10 protein-coding genes are annotated in these 14,697 nt (G+C 69.7%); 1 reads left to right on the plus strand and 9 read right to left on the minus strand.

Annotated features, from left to right (window positions below):
- The 8 genes from FRW57_RS08305 to FRW57_RS08340 all read right to left on the minus strand — a co-directional run.
- Positions 1–558, minus strand: a 558-nt coding sequence (locus tag FRW57_RS08305; protein WP_203230259.1) for a hypothetical protein, incomplete at its 3' end; no start/stop codon positions are given.
- A 243-nt stretch (positions 559–801) separates the two neighbouring features.
- A complete protein-coding gene (gene narI, locus FRW57_RS08310) occupies positions 802–1,545 on the minus strand; it encodes a respiratory nitrate reductase subunit gamma (protein WP_137119683.1) in 744 nt (247 codons plus the stop codon).
- Positions 1,542–2,171, minus strand: coding sequence for a nitrate reductase molybdenum cofactor assembly chaperone (gene narJ / locus FRW57_RS08315; RefSeq protein WP_137119682.1), 630 nt, complete (start codon positions 2,169–2,171; stop codon positions 1,542–1,544). Before narJ ends, narI begins: the two co-directional genes overlap by 4 nt.
- Entirely contained in the window at positions 2,164–3,846 is a 1,683-nt protein-coding gene (gene narH / locus FRW57_RS08320; RefSeq protein ID WP_137119681.1) for a nitrate reductase subunit beta, read from the minus strand. Before narH ends, narJ begins: the two co-directional genes overlap by 8 nt.
- The gene (locus FRW57_RS08325; protein ID WP_152185782.1) at positions 3,843–7,592 is read right to left on the minus strand and encodes a nitrate reductase subunit alpha; all 3,750 of its coding nucleotides are present in this window, start codon (positions 7,590–7,592) and stop codon (positions 3,843–3,845) included. The genes narH and FRW57_RS08325 overlap by 4 nt, the downstream gene beginning before the upstream one ends.
- Positions 7,593–7,640: 48 nt before the next feature.
- Positions 7,641–8,888, minus strand: coding sequence for an MFS transporter (locus tag FRW57_RS08330; RefSeq protein WP_137119679.1), 1,248 nt, complete (start codon positions 8,886–8,888; stop codon positions 7,641–7,643).
- 261 nt (positions 8,889–9,149) lie between these two features.
- A complete protein-coding gene (locus tag FRW57_RS08335) occupies positions 9,150–10,325 on the minus strand; it encodes an AI-2E family transporter (protein ID WP_162529307.1) in 1,176 nt (391 codons plus the stop codon).
- A gap of 106 nt (positions 10,326–10,431) precedes the next feature.
- Entirely contained in the window at positions 10,432–12,084 is a 1,653-nt protein-coding gene (locus FRW57_RS08340; protein ID WP_137119677.1) for an FAD-binding dehydrogenase, read from the minus strand.
- 148 nt (positions 12,085–12,232) lie between these two features.
- On the opposite strand from FRW57_RS08340, the gene FRW57_RS08345 reads away from it, so the two are divergent.
- On the plus strand, positions 12,233–13,918 hold the full coding sequence (locus FRW57_RS08345) for a metallophosphoesterase family protein (RefSeq protein WP_137119676.1): 1,686 nt from the start codon (positions 12,233–12,235) through the stop codon (positions 13,916–13,918).
- A gap of 54 nt (positions 13,919–13,972) precedes the next feature.
- Here FRW57_RS08345 and thpR read toward each other — a convergent pair whose 3' ends face one another.
- Positions 13,973–14,551 carry an RNA 2',3'-cyclic phosphodiesterase gene (thpR, locus tag FRW57_RS08350; protein ID WP_152185784.1) on the minus strand — a complete coding sequence of 193 codons (579 nt, stop codon included), beginning with the start codon at positions 14,549–14,551 and terminating at the stop codon, positions 13,973–13,975.
- Positions 14,552–14,697: the final 146 nt, after the last annotated feature.

The raw sequence follows: 14,697 nt of genomic DNA on the forward strand, positions 1-14,697 counted from the left end.
GGACGAGCCACCCGGAGCCTGGGGGCCGGCTCCGCCTGCTGCGCCCGAAGGCCCTGCGGTGGCGGTTGCCGTCGCGGTGGCCGTCGGCGTGGAGGTCGCCGTGCCCGTGGGGGTGGACGTCGGGCTGGTCCCGCAAGGACCGTGCGACAGGTTGAACTGGCCGGGCCAGCCGGAGTAGTTGCTGGTGGCCGCGGACACGATGGTGCTGTCGAGGTGGCCGACGTAGGTGTAGTGCGCGACCTTCCCGGTGAACTTGGTGAGGGGGACGGCCACGGACGCACCGTCGGCGAAGGTCACGGTGATCGACGCCGGGGCGTTGGACTCCGCGTTCACCTGGGTGATGACGAAGTGCCACTCACTGTCGTTGCACTCGTGGTCGGTCAACGCCTTGGCGCTGATCTGCATGGAGTCCGCGGCGGCCAGCGAGACGTTGGCGGGGCTGTGACTCGGCGGGGCGGCCGATGCGGTGGAGATCCCGAACATCAGGCCGCCGGCGATCATGAGGAAGGCGCCGGCCAGGAAACTCAGGAAGCGGGAAGGGCGTGTGACAACGCTCATGACGGTCCGTCTCTGCCTCCCTCGCGGAGAGGCTCGGGCGATATGGGAGTCGGCTGCTCCGAGCGGCCAACAGGCCCTCGGGCAAAGTGGTCGGCGACGGCCAGCTCCCGAGTCCCCGGTCCGGCACCATCCCGCCGGGCGAGCCACCTCGACGAATCGTGTAGTGACGCCACCGTAGAGGCAAAAGCCTGTGGACGTAGGTCGATTCCAGGAGATTGGTGCCGTGGCTCCCGTACGGGGTGATCAGCGCTTGAGGTCGCTGCGGTCCCAGCCACGTCGGGTCGGAGCCGAGCCCAGTCGTCCCTCCGGCTTGGCGCGGTAGACGATGTAGGGTCGCCACAGGTAGCCGATCGGCGCGCTGAAGACGTGGACCAGCCGGGTGAAGGGCCACATCGCAAAGAGGAAGATGGCGATGAACCCGTGCAGCTGGAACGTCAGCGGTGCCGCGGCCATCAGGTCGGGGTGAAGGCTGAACCGGAAGATCCCACGGAACCAGATCGACACGCCTTCGCGGTAGTCGTATTCACCGATGACCTGTCCGACGGTGTTGGCCAGACCGAGCAGGATGACCACTGCAAGCACGAGGTACATCGCCTTGTCCATGCGGGTGGTCGCACTGAACACCGGGCCGACGGTGCGGCGCCGGTAGATGAGGATGATCATCCCCACGATGGTGCAGAAGCCCGCGACCGCCCCGATCGTGATCGCCATCAGGTGGTAGAGGTGGTCGGAGATGCCGACCGCCGAGGTCCAGGACTTGGGTACGCCGAGTCCCATGACGTGGCCCAGGAACACGAAGAGGATGCCGAAGTGGAACAGCGGGCTGCCCCAACGCAGCAGCCGCGACTCGTAGAGCTGGGACGAGCGGGTGGTCCACCCGAACTTGTCGTAGTGGTAGCGCCACCAGTGACCGAAGACGAACACGGCGAGGCAGACGTAGGGCCACACCACCCACAGGAGGATGTCGAGCGTCGACGCGCCGCTCATGACCCGCTCCCTCGTCCGGCCATGGCCAGGTCCGTGTAGGGATCGAGGCCGACCTCCTCGGCGGGCGGTCCCTGAGCGACCAGCTGGGCCACCGCGTCCCGCTCGTCGCCGCGAATCGTCGGCAGCGTGGTCGAGATCGCGTCCAGGACACCGACGTAGGCCGATCCGCGATCGCGCAGGGCCAGCCGCAGCAGCTCGAACCCGGCACGGTTCTCCAGCAGGAGTCGGCGCCCCTCGGCGAGGTCCACCGTGGCTGCGAACTCGAGGACGACCGCGAGGTGGTCGGGCAGCTCGCCCTCGTCGAGGACCACCCCGCCCCGGCGGTAGGCCGACTTGAAGTTGAGCAGCGCCATGCCGCGGTTGCGCGTGTCGCCGTGGGCGTAGTAGGTCAGGTAGAGGCAGCAACGGCGACGCAGGTCGAAGGTCTCGACGTAGTCGGTCTGGACCTCCACCGCGGGCACCGACTCCAGCCGATCGAGCACCAGGGCGAGTCCCGCCCGAGCGTCCGCGGGCTGCTCGGCCGCCACGGCCCGCAACAGCGGGAGTCGGCCCAGCACCGCGTCGTCGGGATACTGCAGCAGCAGCGAGGCGGCCTGGTAGAGCGCGGCCGTCCGGTCGTCACTCATCGACGTCACCCTTCCGCTTGCGGGGGAACAGGCCCCGCGGCATCCCCTGGCCGTCCCAGTTGAGCAGGTTGACCCGCCGATGCTTGTCCGGTGGTCCCCAGCTCTCGTCCGACGTCTGCCTGGTGCGCAGCGCCTGCAGCGTCTCGACCGCGATCGGCTGGGACTGCTCGCCCGACCCCTCCCCGAACGGTCCGGAGACGCCTGCGTAGTCCTGCTCCAGCCCGTCGTCCACGTTCGCCACGGCGCACTCGGTGACGAGTTCCTCCAGCTGGTGCGCCTGTTCGCTGTGAGCCGGTGGTATGACGTAACGCTCGTCGTAGGGCGCAAGAGCCAGCAGGCGGTACATCTCGTACATGTCCTCCTCGCTCATCCCGACACCCGCGGGGATCTCCGGCCGGGGGTCACGGCCGAGGTTGAGGTCACGCATGTAGGAGCGCATGGCCGCGAGCTTGTGCAGCACCCCGGTCACCGGCACCGTGTCGCCGGCCGTGAAGAGCTCGGCGAGGTACTCCACCGGGATCCGCAGGCTCTCGATCGCGGCGAAGAGCGTGTCCACGTCCTCCGCGTCCACGCCGGTCTCCTGGACCTGGTCGACCACGGGCGACAGCGGAGGGACATACCAAACCATCGGCATGGTGCGGTATTCCGGGTGCAGCGGCAGCGCCACCTCGTAGCGGTTGATCAACTTCCACACCGGCGAGCGCTGCGCCGCTCGCACCCAGTCGTGAGGTATGCCGGCCGCCTCCGCCTCGCGCTGCACCTCCGGGTCATCCGGGTCGAGGAACACCGAGCGCTGGGCGGCGAGCAGCTCGTGCTCGTCCTCGGTGGAGGCCGCGTCGAGTACGCGGTCCGCGTCATACAGCACCAGCCCGATGTAGCGCAGCCGCCCGACGCACGTCTCGGAGCAGACCGTCGGGATGCCGACCTCGATGCGGGGAAAGCAGAACGTGCACTTCTCCGCCTTGCCCGTCTTGTGGTTGAAGTAGACCTTCTTGTAGGGGCAGCCGGTGACGCACTTGCGCCAGCCACGGCACTTGTCCTGGTCGACCAGGACGATGCCGTCCTCACTGCGCTTGTAGATCGCCCCACTCGGGCAGGACGCGGCACAGCTCGGGTTGAGGCAGTGCTCGCAGATGCGCGGCAGGTGGAACATGAAGGTGCGTTCGTACTCGAGCTTGATCTCGTCCGACACCTTCTTCAGGATCGGGTCGTTCTGGGTCACGTTCGGGGCTCCGCCGAGGTCGTCGTCCCAGTTGGCGCTCCAGCTGATCTTCATCGGCTGGCCGCTGATCAGCGAATACGGTTGCGCCACAGGCGTGTGCTTCGTCAGCGGCGAGGAGATCAGCGTGTCGTAGTCATAGGTCCACGGCTCGTAGTAGTCTTGGATCGCCGGCATCGTGGGACTCGAGAAGATGGTGACCAGGTTCTTCAGCCGGCTGCCGGCGCGCAGCCGCAACCGGCCCGTCCTGGTCAGCCGCCAACCGCCCTGCCACCGTTCCTGGTCCTCGTAGGTGCGCGGGTATCCCTGCCCGGGCCGCGTCTCCACGTTGTTCCACCAGACGTATTCCACCCCGCTGCGGTTGGTCCACGCCTGCTTGCACGTGACGCTGCAGGTGTGACACCCGATGCACTTGTCGAGGTTCATCACCATCGCCATCTGCGCCATGACCTTCACCGGTACTGCACCTCCTGGCTGCGCCGGCGGATGACCGTGACCTCGTCACGCTGGTTGCCGGTGGGGCCGATGTAGTTGAACGCGTAGCAGAACTGGGCGTATCCGCCGATCAGGTGGCTCGGTTTGACGAGGACCCGCGTGGCAGAGTTGTGGATGCCGCCCCGTTTGCCGCTCGCCTCGGCGAGCGGCACGTCGATGACCCGGTCCTGCGCGTGGTACATGTACACCGTGCCGCGGGGCATCCGGCTCGTGACCACCGCGCGGGCCACGACGACCCCGTTGCGGTTGACGGCCTCGATCCAGTCGTTGTCCTTGACACCGATGGACTCGGCGTCCAGGGCGCTCATCCAGATGTTGGGCCCGCCCCGGGAAAGGCTGAGCATCAGCAGGTTGTCCTGGTACTCACTGTGGATGGACCACTTGGAGTGGGGCGTGAGGTAGCGCACCGTCAGCTCGGTCGCGCCGCCCTCGCCGAGCTGCGGCTCACCGAACAGCTGGTGCATGTTGAGTGGCGGTCGGAAGGTCGGCAGCGCCTCCCCCATCTCGTGCATCCAGTCGTGGTCGAGGAAGAAGTGCTGCCGTCCGGTCAGCGTGTGCCACGGCTTGAGCCGCTCGGTGTTGATCACGAACGGCGAGTAGCGGCGGCCACCGTGCTCACTGCCCGACCACTCCGGCGACGTGATGACCGGCGACGGTCGGTTCTGTGTGTCGGCAAACGTGATCCTGCTGCCGGCATGGTCCGACGACAGGTCGGCGAGCTCGGTCCCGGTGCGCGCCTCGAGCTGCCGGAAGCCCTCCGTCGCCAGGCGTCCGTTGGTCGTGCCGGACAGCGCGAGGACGGCCTCGCACATGTCCTTGTCGGTGGCCAGCGAGGGTCGGCCGGCGCCGGCGCCGCGGTGCACCGTGCCGGACCGTTGCCGCAGCCACTCCACCTCCTGCTCGGGGTGGAAGGTCACTCCTTTGGTGGTCATGCCCAGTTCCTCGACGAGCGGGCCCACGCTGGCCATCTTGTCCGCGACGGCGGCGTAGTCCCGCTCGACGATCACGAGCTTGGGCATCGAGACGCCGGGGACCGGTTCGCACTCGCCGGCACGCCAGTCACGGACCTCCCCGGTGGGGTTGGCGATCTCGTCGATGGTGTCGTGGGCCAGCGGCATCGCCACGATGTCGCGGCGGGTGCCGAGGTGGGTGGCCGCCAGCTGGCTGAACGACCGCGCCAGTGCGTGGAACGCGTCGAAGTCGGTGCGGGTCTGCCACGGCGGTGGGATCGCCGGGCTGAACGCGTGGACGAAGGGGTGCATGTCGGTGCTCGACAGGTCGAACTTCTCGTACCACGTGGCCGCCGGCAGCACGATGTCGGAGAACAGCGTGGTGCTGGTCATCCGGAAGTCGAGGGTGAGCAGCAGGTCCAGCTTGCCGTCGAGCGACCCGTCCTCGTTGTCCCGCCAGACCATGTCCTCGCCACGCTGCCCTTCGGGCGCCTCTGTGGCGCGCACCGAGGCGTCGGTGCCGAGCAGGTGCTTGAGGAAGTACTCGTTGCCCTTGGCGGAGGAGCCGAGCAGGTTGGAGCGCCAGACAGTCATCACCTTGGGGGCGTTGCCCGGCCCGTCGGGATCCTCTGCGGCAAAACGCAGTCGGCCCTCCTTGAGCTCCGAGACCACGTGCTCGCGCGGATCAGCCCCGGCCGCCTCGGCCTCGTCCACGAGGTCGAGCGAGTTGCGGTCGAACGTGGGATAGGACGGCATCCAGCCGAGCCGCGCCGACATGGCGAGCAGGTCCGCCGTCGACTTGCCGGCAAAGCGGCCCGAGCCGAGGGGCGAGGCGAGTGCAGACGCCTCGAAGGCGTCGTAGCGCCACTGACCCGTGTGCAGGTAGAAGAAGCCGGTGCCGATCATCAGTCGCGGTGGCCGTGACCAGTCGTTCGCGGTCGCCATCTGCGTGTAGCCGGTGAGCGGACGGACCTTCTCCTGCCCCACGTAGTGGGCCCAGCCCCCGCCGTTGACCCCTTGGCAGCCGGTGAGCGTGGTCAGCGTCAGGAAGGCCCGGTAGATCAGGTCGGAGTGGAACCAGTGGTTGGTGCCGGCTCCCATCAGGATCATCGAGCGGCCGCCGGAATCGATGGCGTTCTGCGCGAACTCGCGGGCGATCCGCGTCGCCTGGGCCGCCGGCACCGAGGTGATCTGCTCCTGCCAGGCGGGGGTGTAGGGGGCGGAGTCGTCATACCCCTCGGGCCACTCACCGGGAAGGCCGACCCGGCCGACGCCGTACTGCGCGAGCAGCAGGTCGTAGACCGTCGTCACCAGCTTGCCGCCCACCTCGCGCACGGGCACTCCGCGGACCAGTGACCCCGCCGAACCGTCCGGCTCGTCGAACCGGGGCAGCAGCACCGGCACCGACTCGGACCGGGAGGCCTCCCCCTGACCGGCCTGGTCGTCATACAGGCTCAGGGTCGGGTCGACGTCGCCCAGGTCGAGGTTCCAGCGCCCGACACCCTGCTCGCCGTAGCGGAACCCGAGCGAGCCGTTGACCACGGTGGGTGCTCCGGCTGCGTCCAGCAGCACCGTCTTGGATCCGGCGTTCTCGGCCTGCGCCTCCTCGCCACCCAGCTCTGCCGCCGTCAGGAAGCGACATGGGACCCGAGTGCCGTCGGCACGCTCCTCAAGGGTGACCAGAAAGGGCAGGTCGGTGTATTTCTTGCAGTATGACGTGAACTCGTCGGTCGTGCGGTCGACGAAGAACTCCTTGAGCACGACATGGCCCATCGCCATGGCGAGGGCTCCGTCGGTGCCCGGGTGCGGTCGCATCCACTCGTCGGCGAACTTGGTGTTGTCGGCGTAGTCGGGCGACACGACGACGACCTTCTGCCCGCGGTAGCGCGCCTCGGTCATGAAGTGGGCGTCCGGGGTGCGGGTCACCGGGACGTTGGAGCCCCACATCACCAGATAGCCCGCGTCCCACCAGTCGGCCGACTCGGGCACGTCGGTCTGGTCGCCGAAGACCTGTGGCGAGGCGACGGGGAGGTCGGCGTACCAGTCGTAGAAGGACAGCATGGTCCCGCCGATGAGGTTGACGAAGCGCGACCCGACGGCGTGCGAGATCATCGACATCGCGGGGATCGGGGAGAACCCGGCCACCCGGTCCGGCCCGGCGGTCTTGACCGTGTGCACATGGGCGGCCGCGGCCATCTCGACGGCTTCCTCCCAGGTGCACCGCACCAGGCCGCCCTTGCCACGGGCCGCCTTGTAGCGGCGCGACCGCTCCGGGTCCTCGACGATGTCCGCCCAGGCGAGCACCGGGTCGCCGGTGCGGGCCTTGGCCTCGCGGTACATCTCGAGCAGGAGGCCGCGCGCGTAGGGGTAACGCACCCGGGTGGGTGAGTAGGTGTACCAGGAGAATGCGGCGCCGCGGGGACAGCCGCGCGGCTCGTACTCGGGGCGGTCGGTGCCGATCGACGGGTAGTCGGTCTGCTGCGCCTCCCAGGTGATGATCCCGTCCTTGACGTAGACCTTCCACGAGCAGGACCCCGTGCAGTTGACCCCGTGAGTCGAGCGCACCACCTTGTCGTGGCTCCACCGGTCGCGGTAGAAGCTGTCGGCCTCACGCCCACCCGTCTTGTGCAGCGTGCGCAGGTCGTCCGAGACCAGGTCGCGCCGGAAGAAGCGACTCGTGCGCAGGATGGCGTCGGTGACACCGTCGTCGAGGCCGGGGCTGCCCGGGCCGGGGTTCTTGGCGGAGGTGGTGGTCACCGGCACGTCCCTTCGTTGGCCCTACCTAGCGGTTTACCAGTCAAGATGTCAGAGATCGCTGTTCGTATCGGTCAGGGTGCCAGATGCAGACTCGTCCGTGGCGGGCAGGGCGTCACCTCCGTGCCCGAAGACGCGCCAGGTGAACAGCGCCACCGTGGCGCAGGCCAGGGCCAGCAGGAACAGGCCCCATTGGTAGCTCCCCGTTGCTCCGTAGATGCTGCCCATCACGAGCGGGGGCACGAATCCGCCGAGTCCGCCAGCCGCCCCGACCACGCCGGTGACCGAGCCGACAGCGGCCGGTTCCACCAGGCGGGACACCAGCGCGAAGACGGCGCCGGCGGCAGCGCCGAGCAGCATCGCCAACCCGAGGTAGGCCACCGTGCCCGCGGGCAGCAGCTGCAGCTCGAACCCGGCGAGGAGCGCGAACAGGCCCGAGCCGACGAAACACACCAGCAGCACGGGGACGGGGTGGAACCGGTCCGACAGCCACCCGCCGACCGGGCGGGCCACGACCGCCAACACGACGAACCCGGCGGTCCGCAGTGCTGCGTCACCAGCGGTGAGGCCGTAGGCGTTGATCAGGTTGGTGGGCAGGTAGACGCTGAACGCCACGAAACCGCCGAAGCCCAACGCATAGAGCAGGGCCAGCTGCCAGGTCACCGGGCGGCGCAGGGTGGCCCACACCCCGGCCAGTGCTGAGCCTCGGCGCGAGGTGGGACGGCCCGGAGGGTTCTCCAGGAGGAACCACGACGCCACGGCGAAGACGGCCAGCACGACGGCCACGATGAGGAACGGGGCCGCGCTGCCCAGCGCGTCGCTGATGTGCACCGTGGTGAAGGCGGAGACGGCCGTCCCCACCGTTCCGGCGCCGAAGATGCCGATGGCCGTGCCGCGCCGCTCGGGCGGGAACCAGGCGTTGACGAACGGGACGCCGACCGCGAACGTCGTGCCGCCGATGCCGAGGAAGAAGCCGCCGACCAGCAGTGCCGCGTAGGACGTGCCGAAGAGTCCGGTGAACAGCACCGGCAGGATCGTGATCGCGGCCAGCAGCGGGAACATCACTCGAGCGCCGAAGCGGTCGGTCAGCACGCCCGCCGGGATCCGGCCGAGCGAGCCGACCAGGACCGGCACCGCGACGAGCAGCGAGGTCTGCAACGGGCTGAGCGAAAGCTTGTCGGCGAAGTGGCTGCCCAGAGGACTGATCAGGTTCCACGCCCAGAAGGTCACGGCGAAGCCCACGGTCGCGAGCGCCAGCATCTCCCACGGGCGCCGCGATCCGGGCGCAGTGCTCGTCATCTCGCCTCCTGCTGAACTTCTCCCGGCGCGGGCCCTCGCGGCCCCGGCGAGGGTGGTGGGCCCCGCCGTTCGGGACACCATGCCATCCGGCTCGGGCAAAGTCACGAAGTCACGTTGCCTCCCGCGGGTTGCGGCGTTCGGGACATCACGTTGCTGCGTTCTGGGCACAGACCCCTCCTTGTCGATGCTGTCGAATCTAGGAGAGACGAGCCGGCCCCAGAAGGGACCATCGTCCCGGCCCGGTGGCCCTGGGACGTGGCGTCAGTCACCTTCCGAGCTGGCCACACCCTGCGGTCCGGTCACGGCGGGCGGGACCGGCCCGGCACCGGTCCGACGCACCACGGACACCACATTGTTGACCACCGCTACGAGGGGCACCGCGACGAACGCCCCGAAGATGCCACCGAGCAGGGTGCCCGCGGTAACCGTCACCAGGATGGCCAGCGGGTGGATCTGCACGGCCTTGCCCAGGATCCACGGATTGAGCAGGTTGCCCTCGAGCTGGACCGTGAGGATCAGGGCGATGACCATGATGAGGGCGAGCGTGGGCCCGGCGGTCACGAGAGCGATCAGCGCGACCACGGCCCCGGCCACGATGATGCCGATGAGCGGGATCAGGGAGCCGAGGAAGAGCAGCACGCCGAGCGGGACCACCAGCGGCATGCCGGCGACCAGCATGATCACCACCATCGTCCCGGCGTTGATCACCGCCAGCAGGATGAGGCTCAGCATGTAGCGGGTCAGGGTCCGCCATGCGACGGCGCCGGCGGCCTCGGTGGGCCGGCGGGCACCGGCGGGGACGATGCGCACGAACCAGTTCCAGATGGAACCGTTGTCCAGGAGCAGGAACAGCAGGGCGAACAGGCAGAAGAGGGCACCGGACAGGACACCGAGCGCGCTGGTGGCCGTGGCGAAGAAGCCGGAGACCAGCGAGCCCCGGTTGCCCCGGAGGGTGTCGCCGAGCTGGGTCGTGTACTGGTCGACCTGCCGCTGGGACAGGTCGAGCGGCCCGGTCACCAGCCAGGTCCGGATCGAGTCGCCGGCCTGTGCGATCTGCTCGTCGATCGTCCCGTAGCTGCTGGTGATCTGCGTGACCACGAACCACCCGGCCAGTCCCAGGACCGCGCAGCCGAGAACGAAGACGACGAGCGCCGCCAGCGGCCGCGGCACGCGGTGCCCGTTCAGCCACGCGACCGCGGGCTGCAGCAGCGAGCAGAACATGATCGCGATGGTGACGGCGACGGTGACGAGGGCGACCCGGTCCAGCAGCCAGACGACGACGAGGACGGCCGCCGCCACCGCGAGGAAGCGCACTGCCCACGCCGAGGCCACTCGCAGGCCCCAGCTGACGCTGTCGGAGGGGCGGCGTTGGTATGCCGGGTGATCGCCGCGCTCCCGCGCCTGCTCCTCCAGCCCCTCGAACCGGTGGTTCCTCACGCAGGGGCCTCCACAAAGGATCGAAGGCGGGAGTCCCCGCGAGATATCGGAGGCCGGGGTCCCCGCACAGTATCGGAGGCCGGGGTGCTCTTCGTGGGGCGCGTTCTCATGCCACCACTGTGGCAGCAGCGCGGCCTGCGGTGCGACCAGAGAACAGGCAGCCCCCGAGGAAGGTGCCCTCCAGGGAGCGGTAGCCGTGTACCCCCCCGCCGCCGAAGCCGGCCACCTCGCCGGCCGCGTAGAGCCCTGGCACCGGTGCGCCGTCGGGGCTGAGCACCCGCGAGGACAGGTCGGTCTGGATCCCGCCGAGGGTCTTGCGGGTGAGCACCCGCAGCCGGACCGCGATCAGCGGGCCGGCAGCCGGGTCGAGGATGCGGTGGGGTGCCGCGGTGCGGATCAACCGGTCGCCCCGGTAGTGCCGAGCCCCGCGCAGCGCGGCCACCTGGAAGTCCTTGCCGAACGGGTTGTCCAGCTCGCGGTCGCGTGCGACGACCTGCCGCTCGAGCTCGGCCGGGTCGAGCAGCGGCTCCGGCGTCAGCCGGTTCATCCCCCGGACCAGCTCGGGCAGGGTGTCGGCCACGATGAAGTCGGTGCCGCGGCTCTTGAACGCCTCCACCGGGCCGGGTGCGCCCGGCCCGACACGCTTCAACAGCAGTCGCAGGTCCCTGCCGGTCAGGTCCGGGTTCTGCTCCGAACCGGACAGCGCGAACTCCTTCTCGATGATCCGCTGGGTCAGCACGAACCACGAGTGGTCGTGCCCGGTGCTTCGCAGGTGGGCGAGCGTGCCGAGGGTGTCGAACCCCGGGTAGAGGGGCGCGGGCAGCCGTCGCCCCAACGCGTCGAACCACAGCGACGACGGGCCGGGCAGGATCCGGATCCCGTGGTCGGGCCAGACGGGGTCCCAGTTCTGGATCCCCTCCACGTAGTGCCACATCCGGTCGCGGTTGACCACGCGGGCGCCAGCAGTCTCGCTGATGGCGAGCATCCGCCCGTCGACGTATGCCGGCACCCCGGTGAGCAGGTCCGTCGGCGCAGTGCCCAGCCGCCGTGGCCAGCTCGCCCGGACCAGGTCGTGGTTGGCGCCGATGCCACCCGACGTCACCACCACCGCCTGGCCGGTCAGCTCGAAGTCGCCGACCTTGTCGCGGTTGCTGCGCACACCTCGCGGCTCATCCGCCTCGGCGAGCACCGTGCCTCGCACGCCGGTGACGACACCGTCGGTGACCACCAGCTCATCGACCTGGTGGCGAAACCGCGTCCTGAGCAGGCCGCGGTCCGAGGCGTGCCGCGCAGCGCGGACGAAGGGTTCGAGCAGCCCCGGCCCGGTGCCCCAGACGATGTGGAAGCGCGGGACGGAGTTGCCGTGGCCGCTGGCGCTGCCGTCACCGCGTTCGGCCCACCCGACCACCGGGAAGAAACGCACGCCGCGCTCGCGCAGCCAGCTGCGCTTCTCTCCGACAGCGAAGTCCACGTAGGCCTGTGCCCAACGGCGTCCCCAGGAGTCCTCGTCTTCGCGGTCGAAGCCGGCGGTGCCCTGCCAGTCCTGCCAAGCGAGCTCGTGGCTGTCGTGGATGCCCATCCGACGCTGCTCCGGCGAGTCCACGAGGAACAGGCCCCCGAACGACCAGTAGGCCTGGCCGCCCAGGTTGCGCCACGACTCCTGGTCGACCAGCACGACCGAGCGACCGGAGGCGACCACCTCGGCGGCGGCCACCAAGCCGGCCAGACCGGCGCCGACGACGATGACGTCCGCGTCCACTGGGTGCTCCGATCGTCGTGACGGGTCGTCCCCGGAGGCTACCGGCTCGGATGCCCCGCTTTAGCATGGCGGGCGTCATGAGCAGTGACGACAGCCCGAGGACACGAGCGCAGCGAGGCCCGCAGGGCGGAGGAGCGCGACCATCGAGATGAGCGAGCCCGAGCAGAAACGCCCCGGGCGCCCGGCCCTGCGGCGTCGCGCGTCCCGCGTCGCCGCCGTGCTGGTCCTGGGGGTCGCGGGTTTCCTCGGTGGGGTCGGCACCACCAGCATCCTGCCCACGACCGTGCAGACCCAGCACTACGAGGCTGACGTGCGGCTCTCCCCGCTCCCGACCCAGGCGTCGACGCTGCACAGCCCCACGACGTTCGGGGACATCGACCTCGAGTTCGGTGGATGGGCACCGGCGCCCGGGATCGACGCGCCGGTCCAGCTCAAGGCCAGCGTCACCGAGTTGTTCAACCAGCGCCCGGTCTCGCTCGACCTGCTCGAGCCCGCACCGCACGAGGTGGACGACGCCCTGCGCTCGGCGATCATCCAGCTGGGCGCCAAGTTCGTCGGGGGGGCGCTGCTGACCCAGGTGGTGCTGCTCGGGCTGTTGGCCGTGGGACGCCGGGCGAAACCGACCCGGGTCCAGGCCGTGATCGCGGTGATCGCGACCACCGGCGCGGTGCTGGTTCCGGCGGGTAGCGCCTGGTATGCCTACCGTCCCGACAACCTGGCGGCCTTCAAGACCACCAGCCTGCTGGGCACGGTGCGCAGCAACGCCGGGCTGCTCGCCGACGTGCGGGTCCGCGCCGAGCAGGCCACTCCCTACGTGCAGAACCTGCTGGCCCTCTCGCAGGCGCTGCAGGAGAAGTTCGTGCCGCAGGAGCTCGACAAGCCGGCCGCGGCCCGCTTTCTGCTCGTGTCGGACATCCACGGCGCCAACCAGTACCCGATCATGAAGAAGATCATCGAGGACGAGCACATCACCGCCGTGATCGATACCGGCGACCTGCTCAACTTCGGCAACGTCAAGGAGGCCGAGGTCGCCGGACTGTTCCAGTCCATCCAGAGCCTGCCGGTGCCCTACGTCTTCGTCCGTGGCAACCACGATGCGAGCAGCCCGCACGACCAGTCACTGCTGCAGCGGATGGCGCGCATCCCCAACGTCATCCTGCTGGAGCCGAGCCCGGAGCACTACACCGAGGTCGACGTCCACGGGATCACCATCGCCGGGTTCAACGACCCGCGGTACTTCGGCGACGACAACAAGAACAACGACCAGAAGCAGAAGCCCGCGATCGCCGCCTTCAAGCGGGTCTTCCAGGACCGCCACCCTCGTCCCGACATCCTGATGTCCCACGAGCCCTCCGCGGTGGAGGCGGTCAAGGCCGGGCAGTTGCGGATCAACGGGCACATGCACGTGGCGGAGGTCCAGGGCAACCGGATCCAGATCGGCACCTTCACCGGAGGTGGCACGGTGAGCCACTTCCTGACCGGCGCCACGACGAACGACCAGAACGGCGGCCACGACGAGGGAGAGCTGACCGGCCAGCCCTACTCCTTCGACATCGCGGTGTTCGGCGAGAACTGCAGCCTGCAGTCCCTCACCACCTACACCTACCGCAACCTCATCCAGGGCCGCCCGGTCTACGACGACGTCAGTGTCGTCAACGGCAAGACGATCGCGAACGCGCCGGCGGAGGGACGCACCTGCAGTCCCTCGATGGGCGTGAGCAAGCAGGAGGTCGACGCCGACGAACCGCCGCAGGAGACGCCCTCGACCACCCCGGTTCCCCCGATCACCCCGACCGTGCCGGTGAGCCCGATCTCGCCGGTGCCGTCACCCTGACGTCCCCCGCCGTGCGATGCGGCGCGGCGCGGCGAAGGACGGGCCTCGGCCCGGCTACGAGCACTCCGCAGCCCGGCCGAGGGGGAGCGTGGCCCGGACCTCATGACGAGCGCGCCGGTGTCGCCCTTCGCCGAGGTGCGACTCGACCAGCTTCAGCTGCAGCGCGGTCCAGGTGGGGCCGTCGTAGGACTCCAGGATCCGCAGCCAGCGGGTCGCCTCGGTCCCTCGGGGGACCCTGGCCACCGTGAGGTGCGGGTGGAACCGTGAGCCGTCGACGACTGATCCCGAGGCCACGGCGGCGTGGCGTGACCGCGTGGCGAGTCGCCCCAGCACGGCCCCGGCGTCGTCCGGCACCCCCATCCACAGCACCTTCGCCCCCGCCGCGTGCGGGAAGGCCCCTCCCCCACGCACCCGCAGCCGGAAAGGCGGCTGCTTCCGAGCCGCGTCACCGAGCCTCTCCACGAGCTCGTCGAGCCGGTCCTCGTGGACCTGGGGCAGGAAGGCCAGGGTGAGGTGCCACTGATCCGGGTCGGTCCAGCGCAGGTCATGATCGGCAGCCCGCCTGGGTTCGAGGAACTGGTCCAGGTCGTCCAGCACCTCCTGCGCAGGACGCACCGCGACGAACATCCGCATCACGAGGTCGCGACGTCGTCCGCGGTCGGGACCGGCTCGGCCGCCACCAACCAGCGCAGGCCCCCGACCGCGCACCGACCGCCGAGCGGCACGACCGTGCGTTCGGCCACCGGCTGGTGCGGAAGCCCCAGCGGCACGCGGGCCCA

The organism is Segeticoccus rhizosphaerae (assembly GCF_009192725.1).
In the GTDB taxonomy this organism is placed as follows: domain Bacteria; phylum Actinomycetota; class Actinomycetes; order Actinomycetales; family Dermatophilaceae; genus Segeticoccus; species Segeticoccus rhizosphaerae.